Raw genomic sequence first — 15447 nt, forward strand, 5'->3', positions numbered from 1 at the left:
CTCATCTTGGGTTTGCCCTCGTATTGGTGCAGGCAATAAAAAAGGAGTCCGAAGACCCCTTTTGACAAACTTAGACTGCTACTTTAATGACCAGCATTCTTGTTGGCATCATCAATAAAGCGCTTACGAGCCGGCGCCAAAATGAACTTTGCCGCAAAGGCCGCAGTAATTGTCACGATTGCGCCCGCAATGAAAACCGTATTCCAATCCCCGGTTGAGGAAAGAATGGATGCCAAAGGCACCAACAAAGAAGCAGTTCCTTTTGCTGTGTATAAAGTGCCGGCATTACCAGCCGCATTTTTCACACCAAATGTATCCGCACAGATCGCTGGAAAGATCGAGAAAATTTCACCCCAAAACAAGAAGATCAATGCAGCAAAAGTCATAAATGCATATGGGTCTTTACCAAAATGCATCAAACCGAGCATTGATAAACCTTCACCAAGGAAAACGAAGAACATTGTGTTCTCCCGCCCAAAACGATCCGAAATAAATCCACACAGAGGGCGAGTAAAGCCATTGCACAGGTTATCAATTGATAAAGTCATTGTGAGTAGTGGCAAAGTAGTGCCGAATAACACCATTGGCAATTTCGCGAGACCCCAATCTTTAGCAATCGGGCCAATTTGCGCAGTTACCATTAATCCACCAGCAGCTACAACCACGAAGATGACATAGATTAGCCAGAACAAAGGTTTTCTGATCATTTGTCCGGAGGTGTAATCAACTTTAGTTGTAACAATGCGAGGCGCAGCCTGCACCCCCTTTGGTGGGGTTGGCTTAGTCATGAGCAATGCTAAACAAAAAATCAATGCGCCTTGTGCAAGGCCAAAGAACAAGAAAGCATGTTCATATCCATCAGAAAGAATCATGTTGCCGATTGGAATTACGGTAATTGCTGCACCAGCACCGAAGCCAGCAGCAGTTAAGCCCGCGGCAAGACCGCGCTTATCCGGAAACCATTTGAGCGCATTTCCAACGCAAGTTCCATACACGCAGCCAGCACCAATACCCGCTACGACAGCTGCCGCATACAGCATTTCGATTGAGTTGGCATAGCTATCCATCACCCATCCGGCAGCAGCAAAGATTGAACCAATCAGAATAACAATTCTTGGACCAAATTTATCCACCATCCAACCTTCAACAGGGACTAACCATGTTTCAACTACGATGAAGATAGAAAAAGACAATTGAATTGCAGATAAGGCCCAACCGGTTTTGATTTGAATGGGGTTAACAAACAAAGTCCATGCATATTGAAGATTGGCAACCAATCCCATGCAAATAATCCCAAATACCAACTGCGCCCAACGGTTATGCCATGGCTTATTCACTGTCCGTGCTCCTTTTAATTATTTCTCTTATAAATTTCACGCCCTCTTTAGGGGCTCAATCATTCTCAAACATCATCCTCTTTATTATCTTGATTGGAATCAAGATAATTTTATTTGCGCACTAGTGATTACCCCTAAGCCAAGTAATTGAATTGCAAGGCACTTCCACTTAGTTGCCAGCATTCCCAATTCCCCTTGGTCATAAAAAAAGCCACCCAAAGGTGGCTTTTGAACTACTGTAATTTTTTAATTACATGCCGCGATATGCGCCGTCGAAATCATAGTGACGAGCAGGCTTGTCTTGGCTTGGTTTGCTTTCAGAAAAAAGCTGGTTGATCATATTCAATAAAACAGTCATTTGAATCTCCTTAAGGGTTAGTACCTAGAGTATAACCCTAATACTATTGCAGTGCAACAGGCCTAAAAAACGGGCAAAAGTGTCGTAAGCCTATGTTTTTACACGGAATTAACTCAATTTAGGGGAAAATGCCTGGGATACGCCTGCCGAATGGGGATTTGCGCGGTAAATCCCTTTTTAGCGGAACCTGTCTAGCAGTTTTTTACTGACTTTATCCAATTGGGTAGAGTCTTTGATGAGAAATTGCAGCCCGTTGGAATCGGCAATCAGCAATGTATTACCAGCAATTCGACGAATATCTTCCTCGCCCTTGAGGCGAATTCGTGTTGGACCTCGGTCCGTTTCGATATCCCAAATACTAGGAGTAGCGAACGTAGAAACCTTAGTGATCTTTTCAATGACTGGCATGAACTCGCGCTCAGCCAGTTCTTCCTCGATCAATCCAAGCTCTGCTTCAGAAATAGCGGTGATATCCGAAAACCAGTAAAGCTCTTTTCCAGATTGATTCATGATGCTAATACCAGCAGCAGGTGCAGTAATTGGAAAAGCTCTGACAGGATGAACGCCAATGTGTCGCTCACCTTTGTTGTCGATAAAGACTAGACGGCCTAGCGCATCACGCTCTAACTGATGAGTCTGACTCATACTCCACCCCCAATGTGCTTAGCTACTTCTTCCAGTTTTTCTTCTTGCTCTTCTTCCAGACTTTCACCAATAGCACCGCCTTCAACGAGCTCTGCAGCATGACGCAGCTGGGCTTGATACAGGGTGTAATACGCGCCCCGGGCTTCCATCAGCTGATCGTGAGAGCCTATTTCCACAATCTCACCTTTATCTAGAACCACTAAGCGATCTGCTTTTCTTAAGGTGGAGAGGCGATGGGCGATTGCAATCGTAGTGCGGCCCTTAACCAGGTTATCCAAAGCACGCTGAATTTCTTTTTCAGTAGTGGTATCAACCGATGATGTTGCTTCATCCAGGATCAAAATGCTTGGATTAATAAGCAGTGCACGTGCAATTGATATGCGTTGACGTTCACCGCCAGAGAGTGATTGACCACGCTCTCCTACTAAGGAGTCATAACCTAGAGGGAGGCGCAGAATAAATTCATGGGCATGGGCGGCGCGTGCTGCCTCAATAATTTCTTCGCGTGTTGCATCTGGTTTGCCGTAAGCAATATTCTCTGCAATCGTGCCAAAAAATAAAAACGGCTCTTGCAATACCAAGCCAATACGCTTGCGGTAGTCGGCAATCCCGATACTCCGAATATCGCGCCCGTCCAAGGAAATGGATCCAGAGCTCACATCATAAAAGCGGCAGATTAAGTTCACCAAAGTGCTCTTACCCGAACCACTATGGCCCACTAAGCCAATCATTTCGCCTGGCGCGATATCCAAGTCAATACCTTTAGAAACAGCACGATTACCGTAACGGAAGCCGACGCCACGCAGGGAGATGCGGCCTTTGACTTCACCCAAAGGCGCTGGATTGATAGGCTCAGGGACGCTAGAGACGTGATCCAAAATATCGAAAATACGTTTAGCGCCAGCGGCTGCTTTCTGAGTATGGGAAACAATCCGACTCATGGAATCTAAGCGAATATAAAAACGTCCGATATAGGCCAAGAAAGCAATCAAGACGCCAACAGAAATTTTCTGGTGTGCAACTTGCCAGATACCAAAACCCCACACCACTAGCAAACCCGTTTCAGTAAGCAAAGTTACTGTAGGAGAAAACAATCCCCACACGCGATTCACGCGATCATTGATTTGTAGATTATGTTTATTAGAATCCACGAAGCGCTTGAGTTCGCGGTCTTCTTGTGCAAATGCTTTGACTACCCGAATGCCTGGAATAGTGTCCGCCAAAATATTAGTTACTTCAGACCAGATGCGATCAATCTTTTCAAAACCAAAACGCAAACGATCGCGCACTACATGAATCATCCAAACAATGAATGGCAATGGCGCCAAGGTAACCAAGGCCAGCAAAGGATCAATGGATACCAGGATGGCCGCGGTCATGGTGATCATCAACACATCGGTAGCAAAGTCCAGTGCGTATAAGGAGAGGAAAACGCAAATACGATCGGTCTCAGCACCAATGCGGGCAATCAAGTCACCTGTTCTCTTGCCGCCAAAGTATTCCAGCGAAAGTTTGAGTAGATGTTCGAAAGTAGTATTGCGTAAATCAGCACCAATGCGCTCACTCACCAATGCAAGTAAATAGGTCTTCCACCAACCCAGACCCCACGCAACAATTGCAGCGCCAAATAATGCCAACAGATACATGCTGGCCAAATGAAAATCGATAGGATTGCCGCGCTCATATGGAATCAACACATGATCCATTAAAGGCATCGTGAGATACGGCGGAATTAAAGTCGCGCCTGTAGATAACAGAGTCAACACAAAACCCAACAACAATTGTTTCTTGTAAGGGCGTGCAAAACGCCAAAGCTTGAAGAGCGTCCATGTAGATGGCGGTGCATCATCCTCAGGATCACAAGTCGGACAAGAATCCGAATTCGCGGGCTTAGGGCTTAAGCAAACTGGGCAAACTTGCTTGTCATACTCGCTGACCTCACCATTGCTCATTTCCTCGCCACGAGTTAATTGCTTAAAACTAGATTGCAGGCGAAGTACTTGAGGATTTACCGCCAGGGTGAAATTCCAGGATCTCAACAATTTATCGGGAGTTTCCAGGCGCAAATGCCCTACTCCAGCATGATCACCGTGAATTAAATGAGTATTTTTCTCTAGTTTCCAAGACTCAAATGTATTGCCGTCTGTCCAAAACAAGCCTTGTTCACTGAGTAAAAGCAGGCTTTTTTCAAAGCGTAAATCGAGGCCTAAATCGAGCTCAACCCAAGCTAGTAGGGCTTCAGGGCTCTTTACTGGGGAAGTTTTGGCCCCCAAAACAGACAACCAATAGCTCGGTAGCACGGGGGCAAAAGGTAGGATTTGTGGCTTCATTGACCTTAAAAGTATAGTGGAGCTGAATTTTTTAGATTTATTGCTCCTGTCAACTTTAGAGGGTCAAAAGCCGTTAAATTGTCTAAGTAGGCCCTTTTATGTATTTTTGCTGAATTTGTGAGTTTTTCAAATAACTATTAGAAACAGAGAGACTGTCTGACGCGTCAACGCCAAAACCTGGCGCCGACCATCGCAACACTGCATATGCCCCAATTACTAGATAAATCCATCGAGATTCTGAGTGTTAAGCATCTCCGTGGTCCCAATATGTGGACTTACCATCCCGTGATTGAGGTTTGGCTCGATATTGGCGATTTAGAGGACTACCCCTCTAACCTGATTCCTGGCTTTTATGAACGCATAGTGAAAGCTCTCCCAAGCCTCGTTGAACATCGCTGTAGCTATGGAGAAACTGGCGGATTTTTAAAGCGCGTTGAAGAAGGTACCTGGCCCGCTCACATTCTCGAACACTTAACTCTTGAGTTACAAAACTTAGCTGGCATCCCTGGCGGCTTTGGTAAGGCGCGTGACGGCGATAGGCGCGGTGTTTACAAAGTGATGGTTAGTGCAATCAATGAAGAAGTCACACTGACAGCTCTCAAATATGCGCGTGATCTTTATTTAGCTCTAGCGCAAGACAATGCTGACTGCGTTGCTCTAGTGCAAACCATCATCGAAAATTTACGTGATCTTGGCGATGATCTTTTACTGGGTCCAAGTACAGCGTGCATTGTGAATGCAGCTGAAGAGCGTGGCATTCCATCGATTCGTTTATCTGAAGGCAACCTGGTTCAACTAGGTTACGGCGCTAAACAACGCCGCATCTGGACAGCAGAGACCGATCAAACAAGCGCAATTGCGGAAACCATTTCTCGCGATAAAGATTTAACTAAGAGCTTGCTACGGAGCGCAGGGGTTCCAACACCTGAGGGTAGGACCGTTACCAGCGCTGATGATGCCTGGGATGCGGCGCAAGATATTGGCTTACCAGTAGTAGTGAAGCCAATTGACGGGAATCACGGTCGTGGCGTATTCATCAACCTTTATACCCAACAAGAAATTGAAGCAGCTTATGCCGTTGCCATTGATGAAGGTAGCGAGGTTTTAGTTGAGCGTCACATTGTTGGTGATGAGCATCGCTTGCTAGTTGTTGGCAACAAAGTAGTTGCTGCGGCAAAAGGTGAAACCGTATGGGTCACTGGTGATGGTAAACATACTGTTCATGAACTGATTCAAATACAGATTAATTCTGATCCCCGTCGCGGCACCGCAGAAGAGCACCCTCTTAATCCTGTTCGCATTGATTCTGCAGTAGAACTTGAACTGGCACGACAGCAATTAAAAGGTGATAGTGTTCCTGCAATAGATCACAAAGTACTGATTCAAAGCAACGGCAATGTGGCATTTGATGTCACTGATTTAATTCATCCCGATGTTGCTAGCCAAGTAGCCTTAGCAGCTCGTGTTGTTGGTCTTGAAATTGCCGGTGTTGATTTAGTAGCTCAGGACATTAGCAAACCATTGGCAGATCAAAATGCTGCCATTGTTGAAGTCAATGCAGGCCCAGGCCTTCTGATGCATCTCAAACCCGCAAGCGGCAAACCTCAACCTGTTGGCAAAGAAATTGCGAATCACCTCTTTCCACCTGGGGTAGATTTCCGTATTCCGGTAGTTGGTGTTTGCGGTGAACACGGCAAAACCCCTGTCGCCGAAATGATTGCCCATTTCTTACGCCTAATGAATGTCTATGTTGGCCTGTCTTGCAGTAAAGGCCTGTTCTTTGGTAATCGAGCCATTCCAAACTCCAATGCATCAAATTGGGAGAATGCCCGACGCACCCTTCTCAATCGTGCGGTAGAAGCTGTTGTGATTGAGAATAATCATCTATCGATGTTGATTGAAGGCTTAGCCTACGATCGCTGCCAAGTGGGTGTAGTTCTCAATGTGGATCCTACAGCCAACTTCCCGCAATACGCTATTTACGACGAAGATCAAGTCTTTAGTGTCGTGCGTACCCAGATTGATGTCGTTCTTCCAACCGGTGTTGCCGTACTCAATGCTGATGATCCAATGTGCGTACAAATGGCCGAGCTTTGTGATGGTCAGGTGATTTTCTTTAGCGAGAATTCGGACTCTGAGATTGTCAAATCCCACTTAGCAAACGGTGGTCGCGCAGTTGTCATTGGCAAACAGCAAATTACCCTGAAGTCTGGAAAGCTAGATCAGAAATCCATTCCTGTACCACGTCACTCTGAAGCCAACCACTCTACTCCTTGGAAGACCATGAATTTAGGTGCGGCTATATCAGCAGCCTGGGCTCTTGAAATTCCATTCAACGTTATCGAAGCAGGTGCAGAAACATTCGTGCCTGACGCCACTACTGCTACAGGGGCTTAATTGGAAATTACCCGTATTCGCATGTTGCGCGGCCCAAATTTATGGAGCCGCCACACCGCTTTAGAAGCGATTGTTTCTTGTGATGAGTCTGAACGCTCAATCGATTCTATCCCTCAATTTGAAACCAAGATTCGCGAGCGCTTTCCTCAACTGGGTAGCATGCGTCGCGGCGGGCACAATGAAGTACTTTCTTTAGCTCATGCTCTTGAGCATGCAGCGCTTGGCCTTCAAGCGCAAGCAGGTTGCCCCGTTACCTTTAGTCGCACAGTACAAACAGTCGATGCTGGCGTTTATCAAGTCGTCGTGGAATACACCGAAGAAGTAGTTGGTCGCATGGCTTTTGACTTTGGTTTTGCTTTGATTCAAGCAACACTCAACGATGCGCCGTTTGATCTTGCTGCCGCCCTCTCAGAATTAGAGGCCCTGTACGAGGACGTTCGCCTTGGACCAAGTACTGGATCCATTGTTGATGCCGCAGTCCAACGTAACATCCCATACCGCCGCATGACTGAAGGCAGCATGGTGCAATTTGGTTGGGGTAGCAAACAGAAACGCATTCAAGCTGCAGAAACCAGTGATACCAGCGCGATTGCTGAAGCGATTGCCCAAGACAAAGAACTTACCAAGAACTTACTTGCCGCTGCTGGCGTATCAGTTCCCATAGGCGAAGTAGTTACCACTGCTGATGATGCTTGGCGTGCTGCTCAAAAAATTGGTGGTCCGATTGTTTTAAAGCCGAAAGATGGTAACCAAGGCAAAGGCGTTGTTGCCAATATTCAAACCGAAGAAGAGGTCCGCGCTGGCTTTATTGTGACCCAAGCCTTTGGTCGGGAAACCATTGTTGAGCGCTATCTCCCTGGTGCAGACTATCGCTTGCTCGTCGTGGGCAACCGCCTCTCGGCCGCTGCTCGGCGTGAGCCAGCACAAGTAGTTGGCGATGGCAGTCACTCTGTTGCAGAGCTAGTTGAAATCGAGAATAAAAATCCATTGCGTGGCGATGGCCATGCAACAGCTTTAACCAAGATTCGCTTTGATGACATTGCCATGGCGCATCTGGCAAGCTCTGGTCTTACCCCACAATACGTCCCCAAGACTGGCGAACGCGTTCTACTTCGCAATAACGCCAATCTCAGCACCGGCGGAACCGCTACTGATGTTACTGACGATGTTCATCCAGATGTTGCGGCAAGTGCAGTCGCTGCCGCCCAGATGATTGGACTTGATATTGCTGGTGTAGACATTCTTTGTGAAAATATTTACAAGCCACTGGAACAACAAGGTGGCGGTATAGTTGAAGTCAATGCTGCGCCTGGTTTACGTATGCATCTCAAGCCTTCGTATGGCAAAGGACGCCCCGTTGGCGAAGACATCATCAATATGATGTTCCCACTAGGTGAAGATGGCCGCATTCCAGTGGTAGCGGTTACCGGTACGAACGGTAAAACTACTACAGTGCGCCTCATTGCTCACTTGTTAAATGAAACTGGCCTACGCGTTGGTATGACAGGAACTGATGGTGTTTACATCAATCATCGCCTCATCGATACCGGCGATTGCAGCGGTCCTAAAAGTGCTCGCAATGTATTAATGCATCCCGATGTAGATGCTGCCGTACTCGAAACAGCCCGAGGTGGTTTGCTTCGTGAAGGTTTAGGCTTTGATCGCTGCGAAGTTGCAGTTGTAACCAATATTGGCGAAGGTGACCATTTAGGCCTTAATTACATTACTAGCGTTGAAGATTTAGCCATCCTCAAACGCGTGATTGTACAGAACGTTGCGCCCACTGGTGCCGCCGTCCTCAATGCGGCAGACCCAATGGTTGTGAAGATGGGTGACAAGTGCTCTGGTCGAGTGATTTTCTTTGCCCAAAATCAACACGACCCAGTCATTGCCGCTCATCGTGCCAAGAATAAAAAAGTCATTTATTTTGATGGCACCTACATAGTTGCCTCCAAGGGATCGCGTGTGATGTATCGCTTCCCCATAAGCGAAATTCCCCTAACCCAAAATGGCGTACTAGGCTTCCAAATTGAAAATGCCATGGCTGCGATTGGCGCAGCCTGGGCCCTTGGTCTTGATGCCGAAAAGATTGCTCGCGGTTTACATAGCTTTGAAAGCGATCCGAATTCCGTACCGGGACGCTTTAATCAATTCCAACATAATGGCGCCACCGTCATTGCTGACTATGGCCATAACCCCGATGCTATGCGCGCTCTTACTAGCGCAGTTGAGGCCATGAAACCCAAGAGGAGCCACGTGGTTATTAGTGGTGCAGGTGATCGTCGAGACGAAGATATCCGTGATCTAACCCGTATCTTGGGCAACTCATTTGATAACGTCATTCTTTATCAAGATGCCTGCCAGCGTGGTCGTGAAGATGGTGAAGTATTAAAGCTATTGCGAGAAGGCTTAGTTGACGCCACTAAGGCAAAGCAAGTTCAAGAAATACATGGTGAATTTAAGGCTATTGATACAGCCCTAAATGATCTTTCTGCAGGCGATATTTGCTTGATTCTGATTGACCAAGTGGAAGAGTCTCTTGCTTACCTTAAACAACAGGTGAGACCTTAATCACAACTGCATGGTCATTAAAAAACCCAATCACTTGCTTGGGTTTTTTATTGGTGAAGCACTAATGCGCTTATGAGTGATAGCTTCGAATGCGATCAATCTCTTCTTTAGAGCCTAGCATCACGGAAACTCGCTCATGCAAGTCTGTTGGCTGCAAATCCATAATGAGATCTGTTCCATTGATAGATGCGCCACCCGCCTGCTCCACTAGGAAACTCATTGGATTTGCCTCATACATCAGGCGCAACTTACCTGGCTTGTGTGGTTCACGCTGATCCCATGGGTACATAAACACCCCGCCACGAGATAAAACACGATGTACATCCGCAACCATGGAAGCGATCCAGCGCATATTGAAATCCTTGTCACGCGTGCCACTGACGCCGGCTAAGCACTCCTCAACATAACGACGTACTGGGTCAGCCCAGTGGCGCATATTGGACATATTGATTGCAAACTCTTTGGTTGAATGAGAAATCTTTACCGCATCCTTAATGAGCAAAAACTCACCAGTCACTTTATTCAAAGTAAACATCACCACACCATCACCCAGGGTCAAGGCCATCGTAGTTTGAGGGCCATACACTACATAACCCGCAGCAACTTGATGACGGCCTGACAACAAAAAGTCAGAGGTCTGTAATGGTGCATTCGGGTCCTGTTTCTTGAGCACTGAAAAAATAGTTCCAATCGACACGTTCACATCAATATTAGATGAGCCATCCAGTGGATCAAACAGTAGCAAGTAGTCACCTGTGCCCTGGACTGGAACTGGGAGCTCCATTTCTTCCGAAGCTAAACCTGCGAGTGATTTACAACCCTTTACGCCGTCGATCAGCAAATCGTTTGCAATGATGTCGAGCTTTTGCTGAACTTCACCCTGTACGTTGCCAGTACCAGCAGAACCCAATAAGCCAATCAAGGCGCCCTGCGCTACTTCATGACTGAGAGTTGAGCAGGTATTAACAACCGCGGTCAACAAATCTTGCAATCCAGCCGGGATAGCAGCACCAGCCGGATTTGTGGAGGTCAAATATTGCTTGAAATTGATATGGGTACTTGAGGACAAAGGTATTACTCCAAAGCTCTATTGAAATTAAGGTCTATTTTGCCTTGTTATTGGGTGCCATCATAATTTATGGCTTATCGATACAAAATTACGCACTTTAAAACAGGGGTTTTAGCAATGATAGTCAATGTTGATGACGAATTGATCCGGGATGCAATGAAGTATTTCGATCCACAGCTTAGCCCTAGCGACCTGATTAACGAGGCAATTACAACCCTTGTTCGATTGCAGGCCACTAAAAAACTGGTGGCCCTAGGGGGGATGACTCCTGAAATGAAAGATATCCCACGTTAAATTTAATTACCCAGCGCCTTTCCAATCACTTCCCTCACATCGGGAGAGAGTGTTGGGCATGCAGAAACACGCTCTAGAGCTGCTTTCATATGATCTTGATAGGGTTGGGTAAATAAACGCCAGCGGTCCAGCGCTCTTGCAAGACGAGCCGCTACCTGGGGATTGATGGGATCAAGAGCTAATACGCTATCGGCCCAGAACTCATAACCACTGCCATCCGCCTGATGAAAGCTAGCTGGATTGTTAGCGCAGAACGAATGAATCACGCTACGAACTCGGTTTGGATTGTTTAACTTAAATGCAGGATGTTCGCGGAGCTTCTTCACCTCAGCGAGAGTGGGATCAAGACCATCAACAGGGGGACGACTGGATTGCAAGCCAAACCACTTATCGATTACCAAAGCATCATTCGCAAATCGATTATAAAAATCAATTAAGCAATCTTTAGCTTGTTTTGCGCCGTGCACCACTAATGCGACTAAGGCTGCATAACGGTCAGTCATATTGTCAGCAATTTGATATTGATTGGCTGCCATTGGTGCCCACACTGCTGGTGCCGCCTCCAGCAACATGCTCAATGCTAGATTTTTCAGGGCACGCTTACCAGCATCTACTCCATCAGACTTAAATGGTCCAGGGGTTTGCATCTGCTGATACAAGGCAGCCCACTCGAGTTGCAACTGTTTCGCAATCTCTTTACGGAAAGCACGTCGCGCAGCAAATATCTTCTGAGGATCAACGCTCGTGCATTGCTCATACAAATAAGACTCTGCAGGCAGCGTTAAAGCCAGATCCTTAAAGGCTGGATCCAAATTAGGGTCTAGCAAGATATTGCGGTACGCTTCAATCAGTTTTTCATCAGGCAAACGATTATTTAAAATCATTTGCATCGCTAACTTCTGACCAGCCTCCCAACGATTAAATGCATCATCATCGCTTGAGAATAAAGTCAGAAGATCTGCCTCGGATTGCTCGAAATCTAAATTAATCGGCGCCGAGAAATTGCGATTAATTGAAAGCACTGGTCGCTCTTCAATTTGGTCAAAAGTCCAAGTTTGAGTTTCTTGTGTTAATTCCAATAACTGCTCTGCTTGGTCATTCGCCTTTGTGATTAAGCGCATCTTCAATGGAATATGAAAGGGCTTCTTCTCCGGCTGACCCGGACTAGGCGCACAACTTTGTGTCAGCGTCAGTTGGTACTGTTTTTTGGCGGCGTCATAGTGCTCTTGCACCTTAACCCTTGGGGTGCCTGCCTGGCTATACCAATTCTTAAACTGAGTCAGGTCCTTGCCATTAGCGTCTGCCATCGCAGCCAAGAAATCATCGCAGGTAACCGCCTGACCATCATGACGCTTAAAGTAGAGATCCATTCCTTTGCGGAAGCCGTCTTTACCCAAAAGAGTTTGATACATCCTAACAACTTCTGAACCCTTCTCATAGATAGTAACGGTATAGAAGTTATTGATTTCTTGATACTCATCCGGGCGAATCGGATGCGCCATCGGACCCGCATCTTCAGGAAATTGCAATTGGCGAAGCAAGCGAACATCTTCAATTCGCTTTACCGCCCTACCGGATTCACTACCCATTTGATCAGCAGAAAACTCTTGATCTCTAAATACAGTCAAACCTTCTTTCAGGGATAACTGAAACCAATCCTGGCAAGTAACGCGGTTACCCGTCCAATTATGGAAGTATTCATGGGCAACGACACTTTCAATATTGGCGAAGTCTGCATCTGTCGCAGTTTCTGGCTGAGCAAGAACAAACTTGGTATTGAAAATATTCAAACCCTTGTTTTCCATTGCACCCATATTGAAGTCACTTACGGCCACAATCATGAAGCGCTCTAAATCCAACTCCAGTCCAAAACGCTTTTCGTCCCAATGAATAGAGGCAATTAGGGAGTCCATAGCATGTCGAGTCTTCTTGAGGTCATGCGGCTCAACCCAGATCTGCAGTAACTTCTTAGCACCGCTACTAGTGGTGATAGTCTCTTCAATGCATTCCAACTTACCAGCAACTAAGGCAAACAAATAGGATGGCTTAGGAAACGGATCTTCCCAAGTAGCGCTATGCCATTCATTAGGTAGTTTTTCTGTAGTCAGTAGGTTGCCGTTGGATAACAGCACAGGACACTCTGCTTCGCGTGCACGCAATGTCACGCGATACCGCGCCATCACATCCGGGCGATCCAAGAAGTAAGCAATCTTTCTAAAACCCTCTGCTTCACATTGAGTGAAAAAGTTCCCGTTGGAAACATACAAGCCCATCAAAGTAGTATTTTTTTCTGGGACGCAAACGCAAATAATTTCTACGACAAACTTTTCTTTGCCTTCATTTGGCAGCGTATGAATCGTCAGTGTTTCTGGTGTTAATTCAAAATGACGATGGGCTTCACCATTGATGCGCAAACTAACAAACTCGAGCTCTTGCCCAACCAAAACCAAGGGAGCTCCTGCCTTAAAGCTTTTGCCTGGCAAAACCTCAATACGACTTTTCACAATGGTTCGCGCTGGATCCAGAGCGATATCGAGTTCGACTTGATCGAAGGTGTATACAGGTGGTAGGTATTCGAGCCTACGAAAGCTCTGGTGGAGATCAGTTTTCATGAGCCTATTTTAAGTCTTGGCTGGCAGACGGGTTGATTCGCTATCTCAGGCCCATATCAGGGTAGCTAAGCCAATTGCAATAAAGGTGACGGCTGCCACTGCATGCACCCACTTAATGGGCATACGTTTCGTGAATTTCTGACCAATCCAGACGGCAGGGGCATTTGCCAGCATCATCCCCAATGTGGTGCCAACCGTTACGGAGAATACGTCCTCGTAACGGGCGCCTAAGGCAATGGTCGCTATTTGCGTCTTATCGCCCATCTCGGCCAAAAAGAACAAGCCTACCGTGAGCAAAAATACTTGGAGAGCCCTATCAGTTACCTTAGAGCCAGCTGCATCATCGATATGATCTGGCACAAGTAACCATAAGCCGATTCCTAAAAAACTCAAACCCAAAATCCAACGCATCACATCTGGCGACACTAAAGTCGTAAGCCAATGACCTAATAATGCAGCACAGGCATGATTAGCAATAGTGGCAATAAAGATGCCTGCAATGATCGCTAATGCTTGCTTGGGATAGCGAGCCGCAAGCATTAATGAAAGCAATTGGGTTTTATCCCCCATCTCTGCTAGGGCAACTACCCCGGCAGAGAGGGTTAAGGCTGAAAAATCCATAAATGAAGTAGGTCCAGTAAGTTTTGCGTGTCAGGGATAGTTTAAATCCTAGCACTCACTGGACCCACTCATTTTGGATATATATTGCTACGCCACTAAAAGCTCCTCGGCCATTGCATAGTCTAGGCCCTGAGCCATTGCGACTGGCTTTGATGTCAACATCCCTTTATGCACACTCAAACCATTGCGCAAGTGATGATCAATTGAGAGTGCTTTCAGCACTCCGCGGTTTGCCAAAGCTTCAACAAAAGGATAAGTCGCATTGGTTAAAGCAAAGGTAGATGTTCTCGCAACCGCTCCGGGCATATTGGCTACGCAATAATGCAGTACACCATCTACTAAAAAGGTTGGATCAGCATGCGTAGTAGGTTTAGATGTTTCAAAACAACCGCCTTGATCAATGGCAACATCCACCACAACCGATCCAGGCTTCATTGTTTTAATCATTTCACGCGTCACCAACTTGGGAGCCGCTGCCCCAGGTAGCAAAACCGCTCCAATCACGACATCCGCTTCACACACTTCTTGCTCAATCAACAAGCTGTCAGAATAAAAAGTTCTGACGCGATTGCCATAGAACATATCGATCTGACGCAAGCGATCAATATCACGATCAAAGATGCAAACATCAGCCCCCATACCGACTGCCATTTGCAAAGCGTTACGGCCAACAACGCCACCGCCCAAAATGATAATCTTGGCAGGCGATACACCAGGCACACCTGCCATCAACACACCCAAGCCACCATTGGTTTTTTCTAAATGTGATGCGGCTGCCTGAATGGACATGCGGCCCGCTACTTCACTCATAGGCGCCAATAGAGGAAGAGCGCCATTCATAGCAGTCACTGTTTCATAGGCAATACAGGTGGCGCCCGATTGCAGTAAAGCTTTTGTCTGCCTTGGATCTGGCGCTAAGTGTAAATAGGTAAATAAAATTTGATCCTCGCGCAACATGGCGCATTCTTGCGCCTGAGGCTCTTTGACTTTGACAATCATCTCCGCCTTTTGAAACACTTCAGCCGCACTATTGACTAGGCTAGCACCAGCAAGTCGATAAGACTCATCCGTTAAGCCGATTTGCTCACCAGCTCCTCGCTGAATCAGGACAGAATGCCCCTGCTTACAAAGTCCGCTGACATTACCCGGGGTTAATCCCACCCGAAACTCATTATTTTTTACCTCTTGAGGTACGCCAATAATCATTACCTTC

9 protein-coding genes and 1 pseudogene are annotated in these 15447 nt (G+C 46.6%); 3 read left to right on the forward strand and 7 right to left on the reverse strand.

Going from position 1 to position 15447, the window contains the following annotated elements; all coding sequences use genetic code 11:
* Nucleotides 1-83 precede the first annotated feature (83 nt).
* The 3 genes from oxlT to ICE89_RS03960 all read right to left on the reverse strand — a co-directional run bounded on the left by oxlT (nucleotide 84) and on the right by ICE89_RS03960 (nucleotide 4670).
* Complete coding sequence (gene oxlT / locus ICE89_RS03950) at nucleotides 84-1283, reverse strand: oxalate/formate MFS antiporter (protein ID WP_237767790.1); 1200 nt, start codon at nucleotides 1281-1283, stop codon at nucleotides 84-86.
* A 589-nt stretch (nucleotides 1284-1872) separates the two neighbouring features.
* A complete protein-coding gene (locus ICE89_RS03955; RefSeq protein WP_216264922.1) occupies nucleotides 1873-2340 on the reverse strand; it encodes a DUF1854 domain-containing protein in 468 nt (155 codons plus the stop codon).
* Nucleotides 2337-4670, reverse strand: a complete 2334-nt coding sequence (locus tag ICE89_RS03960) for an ABC transporter ATP-binding protein (protein WP_216264923.1) — start codon at nucleotides 4668-4670, stop codon at nucleotides 2337-2339. The genes ICE89_RS03955 and ICE89_RS03960 overlap by 4 nt, the downstream gene beginning before the upstream one ends.
* 204 nt (nucleotides 4671-4874) lie before the next feature.
* On the opposite strand from ICE89_RS03960, the pseudogene cphA (ICE89_RS03965) reads away from it, so the two are divergent.
* Together cphA (ICE89_RS03965) and cphA (ICE89_RS03970) are read left to right on the forward strand one after the other, a co-directional pair.
* Nucleotides 4875-7055: pseudogene (cphA, locus tag ICE89_RS03965) on the forward strand (cyanophycin synthetase); the annotation flags it as partial.
* Between the two features lie 12 nt (nucleotides 7056-7067).
* A complete protein-coding gene (cphA, locus tag ICE89_RS03970) occupies nucleotides 7068-9638 on the forward strand; it encodes a cyanophycin synthetase (RefSeq protein ID WP_216264925.1) in 2571 nt (856 codons plus the stop codon).
* Nucleotides 9639-9708: 70 nt separating this feature from the next.
* Here the strand turns inward: cphA (ICE89_RS03970) and ICE89_RS03975 are convergent, their stop codons facing one another.
* A complete protein-coding gene (locus ICE89_RS03975) occupies nucleotides 9709-10707 on the reverse strand; it encodes a class 1 fructose-bisphosphatase (RefSeq protein ID WP_255558660.1) in 999 nt (332 codons plus the stop codon).
* A 69-nt stretch (nucleotides 10708-10776) separates the two neighbouring features.
* Here ICE89_RS03975 and ICE89_RS03980 point away from each other — a divergent pair, with 69 nt between their 5' ends.
* Nucleotides 10777-11001, forward strand: a complete 225-nt coding sequence (locus ICE89_RS03980; protein WP_216264926.1) for a type II toxin-antitoxin system VapB family antitoxin — start codon at nucleotides 10777-10779, stop codon at nucleotides 10999-11001.
* Nucleotides 11002-11003: 2 nt separating this feature from the next.
* Here the strand turns inward: ICE89_RS03980 and pepN are convergent, their stop codons facing one another.
* From pepN to ald, 3 genes are all read right to left on the reverse strand, one after another.
* A complete protein-coding gene (gene pepN, locus ICE89_RS03985) occupies nucleotides 11004-13613 on the reverse strand; it encodes an aminopeptidase N (protein WP_216264927.1) in 2610 nt (869 codons plus the stop codon).
* Between the two features lie 45 nt (nucleotides 13614-13658).
* On the reverse strand, nucleotides 13659-14234 hold the full coding sequence (locus ICE89_RS03990; protein WP_215361463.1) for a TMEM165/GDT1 family protein: 576 nt from the start codon (nucleotides 14232-14234) through the stop codon (nucleotides 13659-13661).
* 87 nt (nucleotides 14235-14321) lie between these two features.
* Nucleotides 14322-15440 (reverse strand): alanine dehydrogenase, encoded by a 1119-nt coding sequence (ald, locus tag ICE89_RS03995; protein WP_216264928.1) that lies wholly within the window; start codon nucleotides 15438-15440, stop codon nucleotides 14322-14324.
* Between the last annotated feature and the right edge of the window lie 7 nt (nucleotides 15441-15447).

It is taken from the genome of Polynucleobacter sp. AP-Kaivos-20-H2 (assembly GCF_018882215.1).
In the GTDB taxonomy this organism is placed as follows: Bacteria; Pseudomonadota; Gammaproteobacteria; order Burkholderiales; family Burkholderiaceae; genus Polynucleobacter.